This is a genomic window from Propioniciclava soli, from assembly GCF_014858005.1.
GTDB lineage: Bacteria > Actinomycetota > Actinomycetes > Propionibacteriales > Propionibacteriaceae > Propioniciclava > Propioniciclava soli.
Map to the genome: position 1 here is coordinate 105,420 of NZ_JACYOT010000006.1, position 17,708 is coordinate 123,127.

Annotated in this window: 17 protein-coding genes and 3 tRNA genes; 9 read left to right on the plus strand and 11 right to left on the minus strand. The window is 73.1% G+C overall.

Annotated elements, in window-relative coordinates; translation table 11 throughout:
- Nucleotides 1-76: 76 nt before the first annotated feature.
- Nucleotides 77-1,507 (plus strand): recombinase family protein, encoded by a 1,431-nt coding sequence (locus IFY26_RS07530; RefSeq protein ID WP_232548382.1) that lies wholly within the window; start codon nt 77-79, stop codon nt 1,505-1,507.
- Between the two features lie 213 nt (nt 1,508-1,720).
- Here IFY26_RS07530 and IFY26_RS07535 read toward each other — a convergent pair.
- From IFY26_RS07535 to IFY26_RS17785, 7 genes are all read right to left on the minus strand, one after another.
- A tRNA-Phe gene (locus IFY26_RS07535) sits at nt 1,721-1,794 on the minus strand.
- Between the two features lie 37 nt (nt 1,795-1,831).
- Nucleotides 1,832-1,905: transfer RNA gene (locus IFY26_RS07540), tRNA-Asp, on the minus strand.
- Nucleotides 1,906-2,233: 328 nt separating this feature from the next.
- Nucleotides 2,234-2,309, minus strand: a tRNA-Glu gene (locus tag IFY26_RS07545).
- Nucleotides 2,310-2,351: 42 nt separating this feature from the next.
- Nucleotides 2,352-2,564, minus strand: coding sequence for an exodeoxyribonuclease VII small subunit (locus IFY26_RS07550; protein WP_232548383.1), 213 nt, complete (start codon nt 2,562-2,564; stop codon nt 2,352-2,354).
- Nucleotides 2,561-3,811: an exodeoxyribonuclease VII large subunit gene (gene xseA / locus IFY26_RS07555; RefSeq protein WP_232548384.1), complete on the minus strand. Its 1,251-nt coding sequence runs from the start codon at nt 3,809-3,811 to the stop codon at nt 2,561-2,563. Before xseA ends, IFY26_RS07550 begins: the two co-directional genes overlap by 4 nt.
- 354 nt (nt 3,812-4,165) lie before the next feature.
- The gene (locus IFY26_RS07560) at nt 4,166-5,035 is read right to left on the minus strand and encodes an aldo/keto reductase (protein ID WP_232548385.1); all 870 of its coding nucleotides are present in this window, start codon (nt 5,033-5,035) and stop codon (nt 4,166-4,168) included.
- 259 nt (nt 5,036-5,294) lie between these two features.
- Nucleotides 5,295-5,420 (minus strand): hypothetical protein, encoded by a 126-nt coding sequence (locus IFY26_RS17785; protein ID WP_269779239.1) that lies wholly within the window; start codon nt 5,418-5,420, stop codon nt 5,295-5,297.
- A gap of 173 nt (nt 5,421-5,593) precedes the next feature.
- Here IFY26_RS17785 and IFY26_RS07565 point away from each other — a divergent pair, with 173 nt between their 5' ends.
- On the plus strand, nt 5,594-6,544 hold the full coding sequence (locus tag IFY26_RS07565; RefSeq protein WP_232548386.1) for a 4-hydroxy-3-methylbut-2-enyl diphosphate reductase: 951 nt from the start codon (nt 5,594-5,596) through the stop codon (nt 6,542-6,544).
- A gap of 43 nt (nt 6,545-6,587) precedes the next feature.
- Here the strand turns inward: IFY26_RS07565 and IFY26_RS07570 are convergent, their stop codons facing one another.
- Nucleotides 6,588-7,559 (minus strand): ERCC4 domain-containing protein, encoded by a 972-nt coding sequence (locus IFY26_RS07570; RefSeq protein WP_232548387.1) that lies wholly within the window; start codon nt 7,557-7,559, stop codon nt 6,588-6,590.
- A gap of 35 nt (nt 7,560-7,594) precedes the next feature.
- Nucleotides 7,595-9,595 carry a hypothetical protein gene (locus IFY26_RS07575; protein ID WP_232548388.1) on the minus strand — a complete coding sequence of 667 codons (2,001 nt, stop codon included), beginning with the start codon at nt 9,593-9,595 and terminating at the stop codon, nt 7,595-7,597.
- Between the two features lie 201 nt (nt 9,596-9,796).
- Between IFY26_RS07575 and IFY26_RS07580 the strand changes: the two genes are divergently transcribed.
- Entirely contained in the window at nt 9,797-10,057 is a 261-nt protein-coding gene (locus tag IFY26_RS07580; protein WP_463366320.1) for a metal-sensitive transcriptional regulator, read from the plus strand.
- Nucleotides 10,058-10,088: 31 nt separating this feature from the next.
- Here IFY26_RS07580 and IFY26_RS07585 read toward each other — a convergent pair whose 3' ends face one another.
- Nucleotides 10,089-11,714 carry an FAD-dependent oxidoreductase gene (locus IFY26_RS07585; RefSeq protein WP_232548389.1) on the minus strand — a complete coding sequence of 542 codons (1,626 nt, stop codon included), beginning with the start codon at nt 11,712-11,714 and terminating at the stop codon, nt 10,089-10,091.
- A 114-nt stretch (nt 11,715-11,828) separates the two neighbouring features.
- Here IFY26_RS07585 and IFY26_RS07590 point away from each other — a divergent pair, with 114 nt between their 5' ends.
- From IFY26_RS07590 to IFY26_RS07615, 6 genes are all read left to right on the plus strand, one after another.
- On the plus strand, nt 11,829-11,996 hold the full coding sequence (locus IFY26_RS07590; RefSeq protein WP_232548390.1) for a hypothetical protein: 168 nt from the start codon (nt 11,829-11,831) through the stop codon (nt 11,994-11,996).
- 143 nt (nt 11,997-12,139) lie between these two features.
- A complete protein-coding gene (locus IFY26_RS07595) occupies nt 12,140-12,874 on the plus strand; it encodes a DUF4129 domain-containing protein (protein WP_232548391.1) in 735 nt (244 codons plus the stop codon).
- Nucleotides 12,871-13,377, plus strand: a complete 507-nt coding sequence (locus IFY26_RS07600) for a hypothetical protein (RefSeq protein ID WP_232548392.1) — start codon at nt 12,871-12,873, stop codon at nt 13,375-13,377. Before IFY26_RS07595 ends, IFY26_RS07600 begins: the two co-directional genes overlap by 4 nt.
- A gap of 107 nt (nt 13,378-13,484) precedes the next feature.
- A complete protein-coding gene (locus tag IFY26_RS07605; RefSeq protein ID WP_232548636.1) occupies nt 13,485-14,444 on the plus strand; it encodes an AAA family ATPase in 960 nt (319 codons plus the stop codon).
- A complete protein-coding gene (locus IFY26_RS07610; protein ID WP_232548393.1) occupies nt 14,441-15,760 on the plus strand; it encodes a DUF58 domain-containing protein in 1,320 nt (439 codons plus the stop codon). Before IFY26_RS07605 ends, IFY26_RS07610 begins: the two co-directional genes overlap by 4 nt.
- Nucleotides 15,757-16,359, plus strand: coding sequence for a hypothetical protein (locus IFY26_RS07615; protein WP_232548394.1), 603 nt, complete (start codon nt 15,757-15,759; stop codon nt 16,357-16,359). The genes IFY26_RS07610 and IFY26_RS07615 overlap by 4 nt, the downstream gene beginning before the upstream one ends.
- Nucleotides 16,360-16,367: 8 nt before the next feature.
- Here the strand turns inward: IFY26_RS07615 and hemL are convergent, their stop codons facing one another.
- The gene (hemL, locus tag IFY26_RS07620) at nt 16,368-17,696 is read right to left on the minus strand and encodes a glutamate-1-semialdehyde 2,1-aminomutase (RefSeq protein WP_232548395.1); all 1,329 of its coding nucleotides are present in this window, start codon (nt 17,694-17,696) and stop codon (nt 16,368-16,370) included.
- Between the last annotated feature and the right edge of the window lie 12 nt (nt 17,697-17,708).

Consider the following 17,708-nt stretch of genomic DNA (forward strand, 5'->3'; position numbering starts at 1 on the left):
CCGTTACGAGTCGCACCGCGCGAGCAGTTCGCGCTGCTCGCGTCGGCACCACTCGTCCGGGAAGGAAACACGACCCATGACCATCACCCAATCGCCACCGGGGTCGCTTTCGCGTCTCGGTGAGACGACCTGCCTCGCAGTGTCCTACCTGCGCGTGTCCACCAAGGAGCAGGCCTCCAAGGGTGGCCGCGACGAGGGGTTCTCGATCCCCGCGCAGCGGGAGGCGAACCTGCGCAAGGCGCGCGAGTTGAACGCGATCATCACCGAAGAGTTCGTCGATGCGGGGGAGTCCGCTCGTAAGGCCGACCGGCCCGAACTGATCCGGCTGATCGAGTACGTCAAGACCCACGACGTCGCCTACTGCATCGTCCACAAGGTCGACCGGCTCGCCCGTAATCGTGCCGACGACGTGGCCATTCACCTGGCCTTGCAGGAGGCCGGGGTCATGCTCGTCTCCGCAACAGAGAACATCGACGAGACCCCTTCCGGGATGCTCTTGCACGGGATCATGTCCACCATCGCGGAGTTCTACTCGCGCAACCTCGCCAGCGAGGTGTCCAAGGGTATGAGCAAGAAGGCCCGTACCGGAGGCACCAACGGCAAGGCACCAGTCGGCTACCTCAACGTCACCAGGCGCGACGAGCTGGGCCGTGAGGTCCGCACCATCGAACTCGACCCCGTGCGCGCGCCGCTGGTGAAGTGGGCGTTCGAGGCGTATGCCACCGGGAACTACTCGACCAACACGCTGCGTGAGGAACTGATCGACCGCGGACTGACCACCGTGCCCACACCGAAGCGTCCGGCCAAGCCTCCGGCGCTGTCCACCATCCAGAAGATGCTGGCCAGCCCGTACTACAAGGGCAACGTGCTGTTCCGGGGAGCGACCTACGACGGGCTCCACGAACCGCTGGTCGCCCCCGAAGTCTGGTATCGGGTCCAGGCTGTCCTTGCCGCGAACCGGACCTCCGGGGAGAAGACCCAAGCCCACGGCCACTACCTCAAAGGCAGCATCTTCTGTGGGGAGTGCGGCTCCCGGCTGATCCTGTCCAACGCCAAGAGCCGACGCGGTGTGATCTACCCGTACTTCATCTGCGCGGGCCGTCACTCCAAGCGCACCAACTGCGAGCGCAAGGCCATGTACATTCCCGACATCGAGGCCGCCGTCGAGGACTACTACCGCCGCATCCAGATCGCCCCGCACATCGTCGACGCGCTCCGCGAACTCATCACCACCGAACTCGACCGCCTGCACGAGGTCGGGCGACACGAACGACAGGCCTACCAGACCGAACGCGAGGCACTGCGCGACGAGCGCAAGAAACTGCTCCAAGCCCACTACGCCGGCATGGTCCCGCTCGACCTGCTCGGAGAGGAACAAGACCGGATCGCCAGGAGGCTGGCGTTCCTCGACGCGCAGATCGACGCCGGCAACATCGAGTACGAGCAGACCAAGGCACACCTCGACGACTGCCTCGCCCTCGCCGCGGACTGCCACGCGATCTACTGAGCATCGACGACTCACTGCGACGGGTGGCCAACCAGGCCTTCTTCAACAAGCTGGTCGTCTTGCCCGACGACGGGATCGACGGCGAGCCAGGCGAACCGTTCAACGTGTTCTTCAACCCGGAGGTGCAGGCCCTCGCCGTCCGCCGACAAGGGCGGACGGCGGAATCGAGGCTTCAAACCCCAGATGTCGGCGGTTTGAACAACGATCTTTGGGTGGCCAGGACCGGGGTCGAACCGGTGACCTTCCACTTTTCAGGCGGACGCTCGTACCAACTGAGCTACCTGGCCATGCCGGGCGATTCGGACCGTGATCCGGAACCGGCAGCGACCCCGACGGGACTCGAACCCGCGACCTCCGCCGTGACAGGGCGGCGCGCTAACCAACTGCGCTACGGGGCCTTGGAGAAGGCCTGCCGCCTCAAAAGGCAGCTTGAGAAGCATAGCCCAGCCGCCCCGTGACCGCGAAATCGACGGGTTGACTCATGCTGGATGCCCGCGTGGGAGGGTCGTTGACTCATGTGGAGATGCCCGCGTGGGAGGGTCATTGACTCATGTGGAGATGCCCGCGTGAGCGCAGTCGTGGCTGAGGGACGGCTCCGTGGCGACCATGCCACACATGTTCGCCTCCATCTTCGCGGCCGCCTTCTGCCCCACCGAGCTGACGCCGTCCTGGCGTGGACGTGCGGTGGGAACTCGAGCGGACAGGTCATCCCCGGTCCACTCCTGTTGGCATCCCCAACGGGATTCGAACCCGCGCTGCCGCCTTGAAAGGGCGGAGTCCTAGGCCGCTAGACGATGGGGACCTGGCCCGGTGAGTCTACGACACGCCCGCGGGGCACCCCAACTCAGGCGTCGGCCGAACTCCGCGCGGCGTCGATCTTCGCCTTCGCCCCGTCGAGCCACGCCTGGCACTGCGCGGCCAGCTTCTCCCCGCGCTCCCACAGTGCCATCGACTCACTCAGCGGCACGTGGCCCGACTCGAGCTGGCGCACCACCTCCACCAGTTGCTCGCGGGCCTGCTCGTAGCTGAGCTTTTCCTCCGGTGCGTTCTCGCTCACCGTTCCTCCTCGTGGGCGTGTTCCTCGTGGGCGTGGGGTTCGACATCGATCACGGCCGCGGCGATGTCGCCGTCGAGCAGCCGGGCGATGATCGTCTCGTCGGGTTCGACGTCGGCGATGGACGCCACCGTCCGGCCGTCGTCGGTGGTCACGATCGCGTAGCCACGCTGCAGGGTGGCCCGGGGCGACAGGGCCCGCACGCGCGCGAGCGAGCCGGACAGGAAGTCGTCCTCCCGCTCCAGTGCCCGCCGGACGCCGCGCCCCAGCCGCGCACGGATCTCGGTCAGCCGCTCGGACTGCAGGGTGATGGCCCCGCTCGGGTCCGCGAGCACGGGACGCGAGCGGAGGGCGCCCAGGCGGTCCTGCTCGGAGCGCACCCGGCGCACGACCGCCTCCCGCAGCCGATCGCGTCCGGTGGCGACGACGCGCGCCTCCTCGGCGGCGTCCGGCACGACCAGCTTGGCGGCGTCGGTGGGTGTGGAGGCTCGGACGTCGGCCACCAGGTCGAGGATCGGGACGTCCGGCTCGTGGCCGATCGCGCTCACCACGGGCGTCCGGCAGGCGTGGACGGCGCGGGCCAGGGTCTCGTCGGAGAACGGCAGCAGGTCCTCCAACGAGCCGCCGCCGCGGGCGATGACGATGACGTCCACCTCGCCGGAGCGGTCGAGCGCGCGCACGGCGTCCGTCACCTGCTCGACCGCCTGCTGGCCCTGCACCAGGGCGTGGCGGGTGACGATGTGGGCGGCCGGCCAGCGGCGCAGCACGTTCTCCACCACGTCGCGCTCGGCGGCGGAATCCTTGCCCGTCACCAGCCCGATGGCACGCGGCAGGAAGGGGAGCCGCTTCTTCAGCGCCGGATCGAAGAGGCCCTCCGCCTGGAGGGCGCGCTTGCGTTGCTCGAGGTGGGCGAGCAGGCGCCCCTCGCCGGAGGGCCGTAGGTCGCGGCACTCGAAGGTCAGCGAGCCGCTGCCGGGGAACACCGTGGCGCGCACCCACGCGGCCACCAGCGTGCCCTCGGGGACGGGACCGGCGGCGTCCAACACCGCGGTGGAGATGCTCACCTGCACCGAGACGTCGGCCAGCTTGTCGCGCAGGGTGAGGAAGTGGACGGCGTACCCGGCGCGACGCTTGACCTGGATGACCTGACCCTCGACCCAGACCGCGCCCGTGCGCTCCACCCAGCCCTTCAGCGCGGTGACCACCGCGCGCAGCGGTTGCGGCTGCTCGGGGGAACTCTCCAGGGCCATGGCCGCCAGCCTACGGCGTGCCCCGGACAGTTCTGCGTGCCGAGGGACGCGAGGCGTCCGGACAGGCAACGAGCCCGCCACCGACGGTGCGGTGCGGGCTCGGGCTGTCGAGGCGACGCTGTGGTTCAGCGGCGCGTGAGGTGGGCCATCTGCGCGGCGTGGCCCTGGGCGACCATGATGACGAACGGCTGCACTGTGTTTCCTTTACGTGTTGCTCCGGCGCGGTCCGGCCGGTGGGCGCCAGTTGGCTACTGACACCCCTGATTCTACGGCCTACGGGGCCTCGGAGCGAAATATTGATGCCCCGTCAGGGCAACCACGGCGATGTTTCCACCAAACGGTCGCCCGTGCGGGCTACCCGTCGTAGACGGAGACGTACTCGGAGGCCGGCAGGGCGTCCAGGGTGGCGGCGGCGTCCTCGGCGGACAGGCCGACCCGCGCACGCTCGCCCGCAATCACCCGGCCCAGCAGGCGCGTCTCGCCGGCCGTCGCCAACCCGGTGACCTCGGGGTGGCCGTTCAGCAGCCAGGCGAGCGACGCCGTGATGAGTTGCTGCTCGGTGAACGGCTCATACCACGTGGCGAGCTCTCGTTCGTCGTCGGGCCAGGGACGCCGCGCGATCATCTTGATCGTCATCAGCCCGACGTCGCGGGCCTGCGTCATCTCGGCGAGGGCCGCGAAGTCGTCGGCGTACCCCGGGACGCGCCACAGCCGCCGGTTCAGCGGCGTCAGCACGGTGTCGAAGTCGAAGCGCCGCAGCGCCTCGGCGTGGGTGGCCGGTGCCGTGTGGTGGTGGCCCGTGATGCCGATGCCGCGCACGAGCCCCTCGTCGCGCGCCCGGACGAGCGCCTCCAGCGCCCCGCCGGTGCGGGTGACCTCGTCGAGGGTCTCCTGCTGGCCCACCTCGTGGAGCTGGATGAGGTCGATCCGATCGGTGCGCAGCCGTTCGAGGGAGCGGTTGATGGACGCCCATGCACCCTCGGCGTCCCGGTCGCCGGTCTTGGTGGCGAGGAAGACACGCGGCCGCAGGTCGTCCATCATCGCGCCCAGGCGCAGCTCGGCGTCCCCATAGCTGGCCGCGACGTCGATGTGGTTGATGCCGGCCGCGAGGGCTTCGGCGACCGAGGCGTCGGCGACGTCCTGGCTGACGGCCCCGAGCGACGCCGCGCCATAGATGAGGACAGAGGATTCGTGGCCGAGACGGCCGAGGCGCCGGTACTCCATGGGGTGACGCTACCCCTGACCGGGGCCACATGGCCCCAGAGACCGAAGATGCCCACCGCCACTGCGTCGTGGGGAGGGCTCCGGGTGGTTCGGGCTGGTCGTCAGCGAGTGCGAACCGGTGGTGTTGGGTGGGCTCAGAGCAGGCCCTTGGCCTTGAGCTCGAGCTCGGCGAGTTCCTTCCAGGACTCGACGACGTAACCGAAGAACTTCATGTGTGTTTCCTCCTCTCGGGAAGTCGGTCGATCGGGGTGGTGGGGGCTCAGATCTCGGCGTCCTCGTTGCCCTCGAGCAGGTCGCGCATCATCTGGTAGTTGCCCGCGGTGGCCGGGGCGGTCGCCAGGCCGAGCAGGGCGAGGGAGCGGGTGACATCGTTCAGGAAGCTCATGGTGTTTCTCCTTCGGGGAAGGTGGCTGGGGTAGCTCCCCAACACGACTATTAGTCTACGCGACTCAAACGTACGCTCAACATGAAGGCAAAGGTTGGCAACGGTGGGGGTCTGTGGGAATACGTGGGGATCGCGCGCCGAGGCGTCCAGGACGGCTCGGTAGACTCGCCCGCATGACCAAGAGCGTTGTCGTCGCAGCCCCCCGGGGTTACTGCGCGGGGGTGGACCGTGCGGTGATCACCGTCGAGCGGGCCCTCGACCTGTACGGCCCCCCGGTGTACGTGCGCAAGCAGATCGTGCACAACCGGCACGTGGTGGAAGACCTCGAGGCGCGCGGGGCGATCTTCGTCGAGGAGGTCGCCGAGGTGCCGGAGGGGGCGACGGTGGTGTTCTCCGCGCACGGGGTGAGCCCGGCCGTCCACGACCAGGCGGCCGCCCGCCAGCTCAAGACGATCGACGCCACGTGCCCGCTCGTCACCAAGGTGCACCACGAGGCCAAGCGCTTCGCCGGCCAGGGCAACCAGATCCTGCTCATCGGCCACTCGGGCCATGAGGAGGTCGAGGGCACGATGGGCGAGGCGCCCGAGCGGACGATCCTCGTCGAGCACCCCGACGACGTCGACGGCGTCGAGGTGAAGGACGCCAGCCAGGTGGCCTGGCTCTCGCAGACCACCCTCAGCGTGGACGAGACCTGGGAGACGGTGACCCGCCTGCGCGAGAAGTTCCCGAAGCTCATCGACCCGCCGAGCGATGACATCTGCTACGCCACCCAGAACCGCCAGTCGGCGGTCAAGCAGATCGCGGCGGACGCCGACCTCGTCATCGTCGTCGGCTCCCAGAACTCGTCCAACTCGGTGCGGCTCGTCGAGGTCGCGCTGGAGGCCGGCGCCAAGGATGCCCACCGCGTCGACAACGCCGGTGAGATCGACCCGGCGTGGCTCGAGGGTGTCGAGAAGGTGGGCGTCACCTCGGGTGCATCCGTGCCGGACGCCCTCGTGCAGGGGGTGCTCGACTACTTGGTCGAGCGCGGCTACCCGGCCGCCGTCGAGGAGCGTCTCACCGAGGAGAATCTCGTCTTCGCGCTGCCGCCCGAGCTGCGGCGCGACTTGAAGAAGAAGGCCTGAGCCGGCCGGGTGCTGGCCCTGGCCCTGCCGGGGAACGCTGGAGTCATGGCTCGGTGGGGTGCGCTGCGGCGTAGGCCGCGAGCACGTCCGGGCGCAGCCGGCCCCGATCGCTGACCGGGAGCCCCTCGGCGAGGGCCCACGCGCGAATCTCGGCGGTCGTGGGGGCGCGGGGCGGCAATGGCGCGGTCGGCAGCTCGGCCAGCCGTGAGGCGGCGGGGGCGTCCGCCTCGATCTCGGTGAGCGCGGCGGCGAGGAAGCGGTAGGCCCACTGTTGGGCGAATGCGCGGTTCTCGGCGAAGATCACCGGGACGCTCGGGAAGCGCGCCTGGCACTCGGCCACGGCGTCCGCGATCACCGAAGGACGGACGTGGGCGTCGGCGAAGATCTTGGAATACCGGTCCTCCACCACCAGCGCGGCCCGGGGAAGTGAGCTGAGGTCGGCGAGAACGTAGCGCATCCTGCCGCTGCTGAGGGTGCTGATGAGGTCGGCGAGCGACTTGCGCTCCACGCTGGCCACGAGCCGCCCGTCCACCTCGACGCCGTAGTCACCGGCGGCCAGCGCCTTCGTGCGCGTCGTGACCGGGAGATCGGAGAATTTCCAGGCGTAGCGCTCGTGGGCGTCGACGAGGATCTCCAGGTCCGGACGCCCCTGCGCGCGTCCCGTCGGCGCGGAGGCGTGGGGCCGGGCCTGCTTGGTCGTCCGGGAGGTCTGCCAGAAGATGGCCTCGCGCCCGCGCACATAGGTGAGGACGAACTGCGAGCGGTTCTCCCGGCCGCGGTCGAGAACAAGGTCGATCGCGGCGCCGCGCTTCTGGCACGAGCGGGTGCCGACGCGCTCGACGACGTCGGGCTCGTCGGGCCAGGCGTCGGCGCGGTGGCAGTAGACCTTGGCCGTGCGGGGCCACGCCTCGCGCGCCTTCAGCACGATGCCGCGCTCGCCCAGCGGGATGCGGATGAGGAACGGCAGGGATGAATTCTCCTCGGGGTTGCGCGCCACCAGGAAGTCATCCGGCATGACCCGACCCTAACGCGCGCCGGGTGCCGTGGGCGTCAGAGGCCCAACTCCTTGGCGAGTTGCTTGGCCTCCTTGTTCGGCTGCCGTGACCCCCACCAGTCGCCGGCGCGGAAGCGCGCCTCACCCAGGGCGTGCAGGGCCTCGACGAGCCGCGGCCCCCAGGTGGTGCGGTCCGCGCCCTCGAGCGGGCGAATGCTCTCGACCCACGCGACCGCCGCCGCGAGCGCCTCCCGCCGGTCGCCTGCGGCCCGGGCGGACGCGTACCGCTCGGCCGCCTGCCCCACCAGGGCGGCCACCGCGTCCGCCCGGGGGGTCGGCTCGGGCTGGGGTTCGGGCTGGAGTTCGGGCTCGGGCTGAGGTTCCGGCGCTGTCGCTGGTTGCGGGTCGAGGATCGGTTCCGGTTCGGCCTGCGGCGCCGGCTCTGGCTCCGGCTCCGGCTCCGGCTCCGGCTCCGGCTCAACGATGGTGTCCGGAACGGCGACGGGCTCGGCAACCGGCTCCGGTTCCGCGACGGGTTCGGCGACAGGCTCGGGTGCCGCGACAGGCTCGGGTGCCGCGACGGGTTCGCGCTCGGCGGCCGGCTCGGGTGCCGCGACCTGCTCGGCTACGGGCTCCGGCTCCGCGATGGGCTCCGGCACGGCACGGCCGCGCGTCGTTCCGGCGAGGGCGTCGGCGTCCGACAGGGGCTCCCAGTGCGGCGTCGGCAGGGGCGAGCGGCTGAGGCGGCCCCGGGCGCGGTCGTGGGCGACCTCCTCGGCCGGGGCGCCCGCCCAGAGGGTGCGGCCGGCGGGCGTGGCGTCCAGCAGGCCGGCGACCAGAGCGTGGGCTTCCTGGAGCGAGCGCTCGGACGCCTGGGGATCGCCGGGTGCCTCGACGGCGGCCCGCGCCAAGAGTGCCCCGGCCAGCGCAGCCTCGTGGCCGGCGGGTCGTTTGAGGGAGGCGAAGCGGTCGAACAGGGACGCCAGGGCGTCGGCGGCGGCGTCCGGGTCGCCGGAGTCGAGCAGCACGAGCGCCAGCTCGGTGACGGTGAGGGCCTGCACGTCGAACCGCGCGCCGGGTGTCGCCTCAGCGGCGGCGAGGTCCCCGGCCAGCGACGCGGCCTCGCCGACGGCGTCCAGGGCCTTCTCGGAGCGTTCGGCGAGGCGCAGGTCGCGGCCGAGATCAGCCAGGGTCAGAGCCAGGGCGGCCCGCGCGGGGTCGCCGAGGCGCGCGGATGCGGAGCGCAGCTCGCACACCAGTCGGCCGCGCTCGGCGAGGGCGGCGTCGCGGTCACCGGTGGCGGCGAGCCGGTCGGCGAGGGCGTTCGTCGCGTCCGCGAGCGGTTCGAGGACGCGCGTGGCCCGCGCCTCACCCACCCGGTGGGTTGCGGTGATCACCGGCGCGGCGGCATCCCGGGCGGCGGTCACCGCATCGCGAGCGGCGGCGACGGCGTCCTGCTCCAGCCCCGCGACCCAGCGGAGATCCGAGACGAGTAGATGGACGTCCACGAGGAGCAACGCCTCGTCCGACCCGGCCAGGCCGCCCTCGACGGCCCGGGCGCGGGCGGCGTCCGCGGCTGCGTTCGCGGCGCCGACGTCGCCGGCCGCCAGGGCCCCCTGGGCGGACGCCATGAGGAACCAGACGGCGGTGCGGGGCGCGAGCGCCGGGGGCAGATCGAGGTGGGGGAGCAGGGTGAGCCACGCACGCAACGCCGCGACGGTCTGGGCCGCGCCGGCGGGCTGGCCGCCCCCGGCCTGGGCCACCGCCACGTGGGTGGTGGCAGTGAAGAAGCGTGCGGCGTCGTCCACGGGGGTGAAGGGCCCGACAGAGCCGTGGAAGGCGACCAGCTGTCCGGCTCGGCTGAGGGCGTCCTGGGCGTCGGCGAACGACGGCAACCAGGCGTGGATGAGCAGGCGGAGCGCGGTCACCTCGTTGAGAGCATCCACGAGCGGCTCGGCCTGGCTGGGGTCGGACGCGATCCAGCCGCGCATCTTGCGGATCTGGGAGCTGAGCTCCTTCACGCGGCGGGCGTACTGGTCGGGAGCGGCCTGGGCCATGGGGCTGTCCTTCGAACGGGAGCCACGATTCTACCGAGCGACCGCTGCCCCCTCGCGCGGGCCGTGGGGACGGGGCATTTGGACCCGAGGAAATGGCGCCATGGCGCCATTTCCTCGGGTCCAAATGCCAGCTGAGGGTGGGGAGGCGCGCCCCCCACCGATACCTACGGGGGTATCGTGGGGGCGACGAGGGAGGTCATTGTGCAACTTGATCCGGACCAGATGAAAGACGTCGTGGCCCGGCTGCGCCGTGCCCAGGGCCAACTCGGCGGCATCATCGCGATGATCGAGGGCGGTCGCGAATGTGAGGACATCGTGACGCAGCTCGCCGCCGCCGCCAAGGCGGTTGACCGCGCAGGATTCACGACCATCTCCCGCGGGTTGCGGCAGTGCCTCGCCGATCCCGAGCACTCCCAGGTGGATGCAGACAAGCTGGAGAAGATGTTCCTCTCCCTCGCCTGAACCACCTTGGGCAACGGCTCGCCTGACGGGGTCAGGCAGCGCCCACCTCCTGGGTCCCCGCACGCCACGTGACGTACCCGCCGTCGAGGTTCACCGCGTCGCGGCCGTGCTGGGTGAGGATGCGGGCCGCGGTGTGCCCACGCACACCCACGGCGCAGTGCACCACGAGCGGCCCATCGGGGAGTTCGCCGAGGCGGTCGCGGAGCTCATCCATGGGGATCGGCAGCGCGCCGGGGATGGCGCCCGCCGCGAACTCCGTCGGCGTGCGCACGTCAACGACGGTTGCGCCGGCGGCCACGGCGGCGTCCAACTCGTGCCACTGGAGCGAGCGCGCCACACCCGAGCGCAGGTTGTCCGCGACGTGGCCGAGCAGGTTGACCGGGTCCTTTGCCGAGCCGAACTGGGGTGCGTAGGCGAGCTCGAGCTCGGCGAGCCCGGACGCTGTGATGCCGCCGGCCATCGCCGTGGCGATCACGTCGATGCGCTTGTCGACGCCCGCACGTCCCACCCCCTGGGCGCCGAGGATGGCGTCGGACTCGGGATCGACGAGCAGCTTCAGCGCCAGCGACTCCGCACCGGGGTAGTAGCCCGCGTGCGAGGACGGATGGGTGTGGATGACGCGGTGGCGTCGCCCAGCGTCGCGGAGACGTTTCTCGTTGACGCCTGTGCTGGCGACCTGGAGCCCGAACACGCCCACGATCGCCGTGCCCAGCACGCGACGGGCGGTGCCGGGCGGCCCTGCGATGTCGTCGGCCACGCGCCGCCCGGCGAGGTTGGCGGTGTTGGCCAGCGGCACCAGGATGGGTTCCCCGTCGAGGGCGCCGACCTTCTCCGCGGCGTCCCCGACCGCGTAGATGTCGGGGTCGTCGGTGCGGTGCCGCGCGTCGACCGCGATGCCGCCCCGCGGCCCCAGGGTGAGGCCGGCGTCCGTGGCCAGACGGGTCTCGGGGCGGACGCCGAGGGCGGCGATCACCAGGTCGGCCGGGAGGGTGGCGCCGGACGCCGTGGTGACGGTGTCGGCGCCGATGGCGGTGACATGGTCGCTCAGGTGCAGCGTCACCCCGTGCTCGCGCAGGGCGTCGTGCACGGGGGCTGCCATCTCGGGGTCCAGCGGCGCCATCACCTGGGGTAAGGCCTCGACGAGGGCGACACGCAGGCCGCGGTGCACCAGGTTCTCGGCCATCTCGACGCCGATGAAGCCCCCGCCGATCACGACGGCCGTCCGGGAGCCCGCCGCGGCCGCGACGATGGCGTCCAGATCCTCCACGCCGCGCAGGCTGAGGGCACGCTCGATCCCGGGGATCGGGGGACGCAGCGGGCGCGCCCCCGGTGAGAGGATGACCTTGTCGTAGGGGAGTTCCTCGGTGCCGCGGGCGTCGCGGGCCACCACGACGCGCCGCCCGCGATCGATCTCGATGGCCTCGGTGTTGAGCCGCACGTCCAGCCGGAATCGGTCGGCCAGGGACGCAGGCGTTTGGAGGAGCAGGGCCGAACGCTCTTCGATGACGCCGCCCACGTGGTAGGGGAGGCCGCAGTTGGCGAAGGACACGTAGCCGCTGCGCTCGAGCACGATGATCTCGGCGGATTCGTTGAGGCGCCGGAGCCGGGTCGCCGCGCTCATGCCGCCGGCGACGCCTCCGATGATGATGGCACGCATGACGCCACTATACCCCTGGGGGTATACTGGTCGGTGACGGCTCACCCCATTGCGCGGATGGGCCCGACCGGAACCCGACGTCCGAACGCGACGATCGATACGAGAGGAACTTCCATGTGCCGACCCGTCCCCTGCAAGCGCTGCGGCAAGACCACCTGGGCCGGATGCGGGCAGCACGTCGACGCCGTGCGGGCCTCGGTGCCCGCGGGTGAATGGTGCGGCGGCCACGCCGACGACCCCGCCGCGAGGAAGGGGTTGTTCGCCCGCCTGACTGGGCGCTGACCCCCGGGCGCGCCGGGGCGACGCCTCCCCCCTGGCGGGCATTTGGACCCGAGGAAATCGCGCCATGGCGCCATTTCCTCGGGTCCAAATGCCAAGTCGGTGCCAACCCGGACGGTGGTAGGGGCACCGTTTAGACTCCGGGCATGGAGCGGGCGCAGCGGGGGAGGGTCGTGGGCGTGGCGCTCGGCACGGTCGCCCTGCTGCTCGTGATGGCCTGGGCGGCGACGAGCCCGCTCGGCCCGCTGCTGCAGGACACTCCACGGCCGACGACACCTCCCTCGCCCATGGTCGTGCCCACCGCCTCGCCCGAGCCCGCCCCGACGCAGACGATGTTTCCCGAGATCGAACCCAACGAGACCGCCACCCAGGTGTTCGGCTGGGTCCTGATGACCGTGGGGGCGCTGCTGGGGCTCCTCGTGCTCGCCGTGCTCGTCCGCTGGCTGCTCCGCGTGCGGTGGCGCGCGCCGGGGGTCGGCCGCGGTGGGGACGAGACGCGCACCGAGGAGGGCGTCGAGGTGTCCGCCGACGAGATCACCGCCGACGCCGCCGAGACGCTCGCCGCGTCCCTCGCCCGCCTCCGCAGCGGCCTGGCCGTGGGTGACGCCATCGTCGCCTGCTGGCGCCGGCTGGAGGAGGTGGCGGCGGCGTCCGGCGTGCCGCGCGGCCCGGCCGACACGGCGGAGGAATTCACCGTGGACGTGCTCCGCCACACCCCGGCCGATCCGGCCGATCTGCACCGCCTCGCCGACCTCTACCGGGCGGCGATGTTCTCCGGACGCCCCCTCGGCGACGCGGCCCGCGACCGGGCCGTCGACTGCCTGGAGAGCCTGCTCGCCGCGTTCGCCGCCGGCGCCCCCCACGACGGAGCCCGCCCGTGACGCCGGCGCTGCGCGGCCTGCTCGGCGTCCTGGCCAAGGTCGGGGCCGTCGTGGCGGGGGTGTTGCTGCTCGCGTCCGTCCTGGGGTTGGCGTTCCAGCCGGCGGGGTGGGTGGCCCTCGGCGTCGGGGTGGCCGTGGTGGGGTGGCTCATCGGCCGGCCGGCCGCGGCCCCGGTCGCCTGGCCCGCGCCGCCCCGTCCGCCCGGCACCCTGAACGCCAAGGCGGACGCCGCCGCGGACGCCTGGGCCTTCCGACTCGCCGGCGCGCGGCCCGGCCGCGCTTTCTCGACGCGGTACCTGGCGGACGCCCTGGCCGAGATCACCGCGGCCAAGCTCGCCGCGATGCCGGGCGTCGACCCCACCGACGTGTGGGCGTCCGCTCCCGACCACCTCTCGCCGCAGCTGCGCGCCCACCTGGCCACGCGCGATGATCCGGACGCCGTGCCGCCCCCACTCAACCGGCGCGTCCTGCGCTCCCTGCTCGCCGAACTGGAGGACCTGTGACCCAACCCGAACGCCCGTCCACCGACCCCGCCCGGGCCGCCACCGCACCCGGACCCACGCCAGGGCCCACGCCCGGCCGCCCGCACGAACGCCTCCATCCCGACCGGCTGGCCGCGGCCGCGGCGGCGGCGTCCCGGGTGCTGGACGAGGTCGACCGCGCCGTGGTCGGCAAGCGCGAGCACCTCACGGTGGTGCTCGCGGGCGTGCTCGCCGGCGGGCACGTGCTGCTGGAGGATCTCCCCGGGCTCGGCAAGACCCTCGCCGCCCGCTCGCTGGCCCAGGCGCTCGGGCTGGAGTTCCGCCGCGCCCAGTTCACGCCCGACCTGCTGCCCTCCGACGTGACGGGCAGCTTCGTCTACGACCAAGCCCGCGCGGAGTTCTCCTTCCGCGCGGGGCCGCTGTTCGCAGGGCTGCTTCTGGCCGATGAGATCAACCGGACGCCGCCGAAGACGCAGGCGGCCCTGCTCGAGGCGATGCAGGAGCGGCAGGTCACGGTCGAGGGCACGACCTTCCCGCTGCCGCGTCCGTTCCACGTGCTCGCCACCGCCAACCCGATCGAGCACGAGGGCACCTACCCGCTGCCCGAGGCGCAGCTCGACCGCTTCCTGCTGCGCGTGTCGTTCGGCTACCCGAGCGCCGACGAGGAGTGGGAGGTGCTCAGCCGCCGCATCGGGCGGGGGCGGGAGGAGCAACAGGTCGCCCGCGTGCTGGACGCCGACGGCCTGCTCGCCGTGCAGGAGGCCGTGGAGCGCGTCCACGTCGCCGAATCGGTCGGACGCTACGTCGTCGCCCTGGCCGGCGCGACGCGGCACCACCCGAGCGTGCTGGTGGGCGCCTCGCCCCGCGGCTCGCTCGCCCTGCTGACCGCCGGGCGCGCGCTCGCGCTGATCCGGGGACGCGACTTCGTGGTGCCCGAGGACGTCAAGGCCTTGGCGCGGCCGGCCCTCGTCCACCGCATCGTCGTCAAGCCCGAGCTGTGGCTGGAGGACGTCGGGCCTGCGACGATCGTCGACCAGGTGGTCGCCCAGGTGCCCGTGCCCGACGCCGACGACCTCGAACCGGCGTGACCGTGAGCAGCGCGGCGGGCGTGGGCGAGCGGGCCGACGCGGCGGGCCGGTGGGCCCCCACGGCCGCGCTCGTCCGGTCGGCCGCGCTGGGCGTGGCGCTGGTGGTGGCCGCCGCCGTCCTCGGCCGCCTCGACCTCGCTGTGCTCGCCACGCCGTTCGTCGTGCACGGTGCCTGGGCGCTGCTGACGCGGCCGGGCACCACCCCGACGGCGCGCGTCCGGGCCCGCCAGCAGGCGCTGGCCGAGGGCCGGGCCGCGCGGATCGGCGTCCGCCTGAACGCACCGGCGCCGCAGGTCGTGGCGGCCTGGGGGGACGTTCCGGGCGACTGGGCCGCCCGCTCGGCGGTGCTGGACGCCAAAACGGACGACGTCACGTTGCGCCTGACCCCCGACCGCTGGGGCCGCCACCGGCTGCCCGGCGCGACGGTCGTGCTGTCGGACGCCGCGTGGGCCTGGCGGGCGACCCTCGTCACCGAGGAGACGGGGCTGCTCGTGCGCCCGGCGGCGCTCGACCTGGTTGGCGGCAGCGGCGTGGCGCGGCCGATCGGCGTGACGGGGCAGCACACGTCCGCGGCACCAGGGGACGGCAGCGCACTGAGCCACGTGCGGGAGTTCCGGCCCGGCGATCGGCTGCGACGCATCAACTGGCGGGTCACCTCGCGCAAGGGCGGGCTGCACGTCAACGCCACGCTCACCGATCGCGACACCCATGTGCTGATCGTCACCGACACCGGCACCGACCTGCCCGGTGTGGAGCGCGAGGAGGCCACGAGCCTCGACCTCATGGCCCGGGCGGTTGCCGCCATCAGCCAGCACTACCTCGGGCTGGGGGACCGGGTGCGGGTCCACGACCTGGCCCGCCGCATCCCGGCGTTGCCCGCGGGGTCGGGCCCGCGGCAGGCCCGCTCGATCCTCGAGGCGCTCGGCCGGATGGAGCGCGGCGGCCGCGCCCGGACGCCCGACCGCCGCGTCGAATCGCTGGTGCCGGGCACCCTGGTGTTCTTCTGCTCACCGCTGCTGCACGAGCGCGCGATCACCGAGCTGGTCCGGCTCACCCGCGGCGGCGCCGAGGTGGTGTGCATCGACACCTTCCCCGAGCGGCTGGGCACCAAGGCCGGGCTGCCGCGACGCTCGGCCGATGAATCCTGGGCCGCGGAGGCCTGGCAGCTGCGCCGCCTCGGCCGGACGGCCACGATCACCGGGCTCAACCGCATCGGCGTCCCGGTCGTGCCATGGCGCGGGCCGGCCTCGCTGGGCGGGGTGCTGCTGGCCATGGCCCAGGCGCGATCGGCACCGCGGGCGGGGGCCCGGGGATGACCCGGGGCGAGCGGACGCGGCGGGTCGCGCGGGTGCCGGGTGTCGGGGACGCGCTGGGGTTCGTGGGGGGCTGGGCGGCGTGGGCCGGGCAGCGGGTGAGCCCGTGGGGGTTCACCGTGCGCGCGCTGCACCTGCTCGCCGTCGCCGGGGTGGCGTGGTGGGCGTGGCCGCAGGCGCCGGGCGGGCCGGCCTGGCTGGCGGCGCTCGTGGTCGCGGCCCTGGCGATCGGCGTCGTCGCGCTGGGGCTGGAGGAACTGGCCGCCTGGGAGCTGGCGGCCCTGGCCCTGTGGTGGGTGGCGGCCGGCGCAGCCACGCCGTGGCCGCTGTGGGTGGGCGCAGCGGCGCTGCTCGGCCTGGCACACCTCAGCGCCGCGGCGATGGCGTCCGCGCCCGTCCACGTCGGCATCGGACGCCGCGCCGCCGGGGTGGTCGCGGCGCGTGCGGCCGGATACCTGGCGGTCGTGGCCCTCGCGTCCGGGCTGGTCGTGGCCGCCGGGCTGCTCGGCGGTGCCGTGCCGCGCGGCTGGTGGTGGGTCGCGCTGGTGGCCGCCGCCGTGCTGGCGGGAGCCGTCGCGCTGGCTCGCTCCGGCCGGCGCTGAGCCCCCGCTCAGGCAGGCGTCGGCGCCACCGCGGACGCCGCCGCGCGGGCCGCCGCGGGCAGCGCGGCGGCGATCCGGCCCATGGCCGCGTCGTCGTGCGCGGAGCTCAGGAACCAGGCTTCGTAGACGCTCGGCGGCAGGGCGACGCCGGCGTCCAGCATCGCGTGGAAGAACGCGGTGTACCGGAAGGCCTCCTGGCGCTGCGCGGCCGCGTAGTTGGCGACGCCCTCGCCGGCGGCGTGCTCGCCGAAGAACACGCTGAACAGGTTGCCGGCGCGCTGCACGCGGTGGGCGACGCCCGCGGCGTCCAGGGCCGCGGCGACCTCGTCCTGCAGCTCGGCCGACACCCGGTCCACGTGGGCGTACACGGCGTCGTCGGCCAGCCGCAGCGTGGCGATGCCGGCCGCGGTCGCCAGCGGATTGCCGCTCAAGGTGCCCGCCTGGTACACGGGGCCCAGCGGGGCCAAGAGGTCCATCAGCGCCGCGGGCCCGCCGAGCGCCGCCAGCGGCATGCCGCCGCCGACGACCTTGCCGAAGGTCACGAGATCGGGCGTCCAACCGGCGGCCTCGTCGGATTCCAGACCCCACCAGCCCGCCGGGCCCACGCGGAACCCGGTCAGCACCTCATCAGAGATCATCAGCGCGCCGTGGGCGCTGGTCAGGGCCCGGATCGCGGCGTTGAAGCCCGGCGCCGGCGGCACCACGCCCATGTTGGCCGGCGCCGCCTCGGTGATCACACACGCGATGTCGTCGCCCCGCTCGGCGAACGCCGCCTCCAGCGCGGCGACGTCGTTGTAGGGCAGCACCAGCGTGTCGGACGCCGCCGCCCGCGTCACGCCCGCCGAGCCGGGCAGGCCCGCCGTCGCGACGCCGGAGCCGGCTGCGGCGAGCAGGGCGTCGGAGTGGCCGTGGTAACAGCCGGCGAACTTCACGATCACGTCGCGCCCGGTCGCCCCGCGCGCCACGCGGATCGCCGTCATCGTCGCCTCGGTGCCGGTCGAGGTGAACCGCACCTTCTCGGCGGAGGGCACGCGGCCGCGGATGAGCTCGGCCAGCTCCACCTCCGCCGTCGTCGGCGCGCCGAAGGACAGGCCGCGCGCGGCGGCGTCCGTCACCGCGGCCACCACCTCGGGGTGGGCGTGCCCGAGCAGCGCGGGCCCCCACGAGCACACCAGGTCGACGTACGTGCGGCCGAAGACGTCCACCACGTGCGGCCCGGACGCCGACGCGAGGAACACCGGCGTGCCGCCCACCGACCCGAAGGCCCGTACGGGCGAACTCACCCCGCCCGGAATCACGGCGCAGGCGCGGGCATAGACCTCGGCCATGTCGGTCACGAGTGGGCTCCT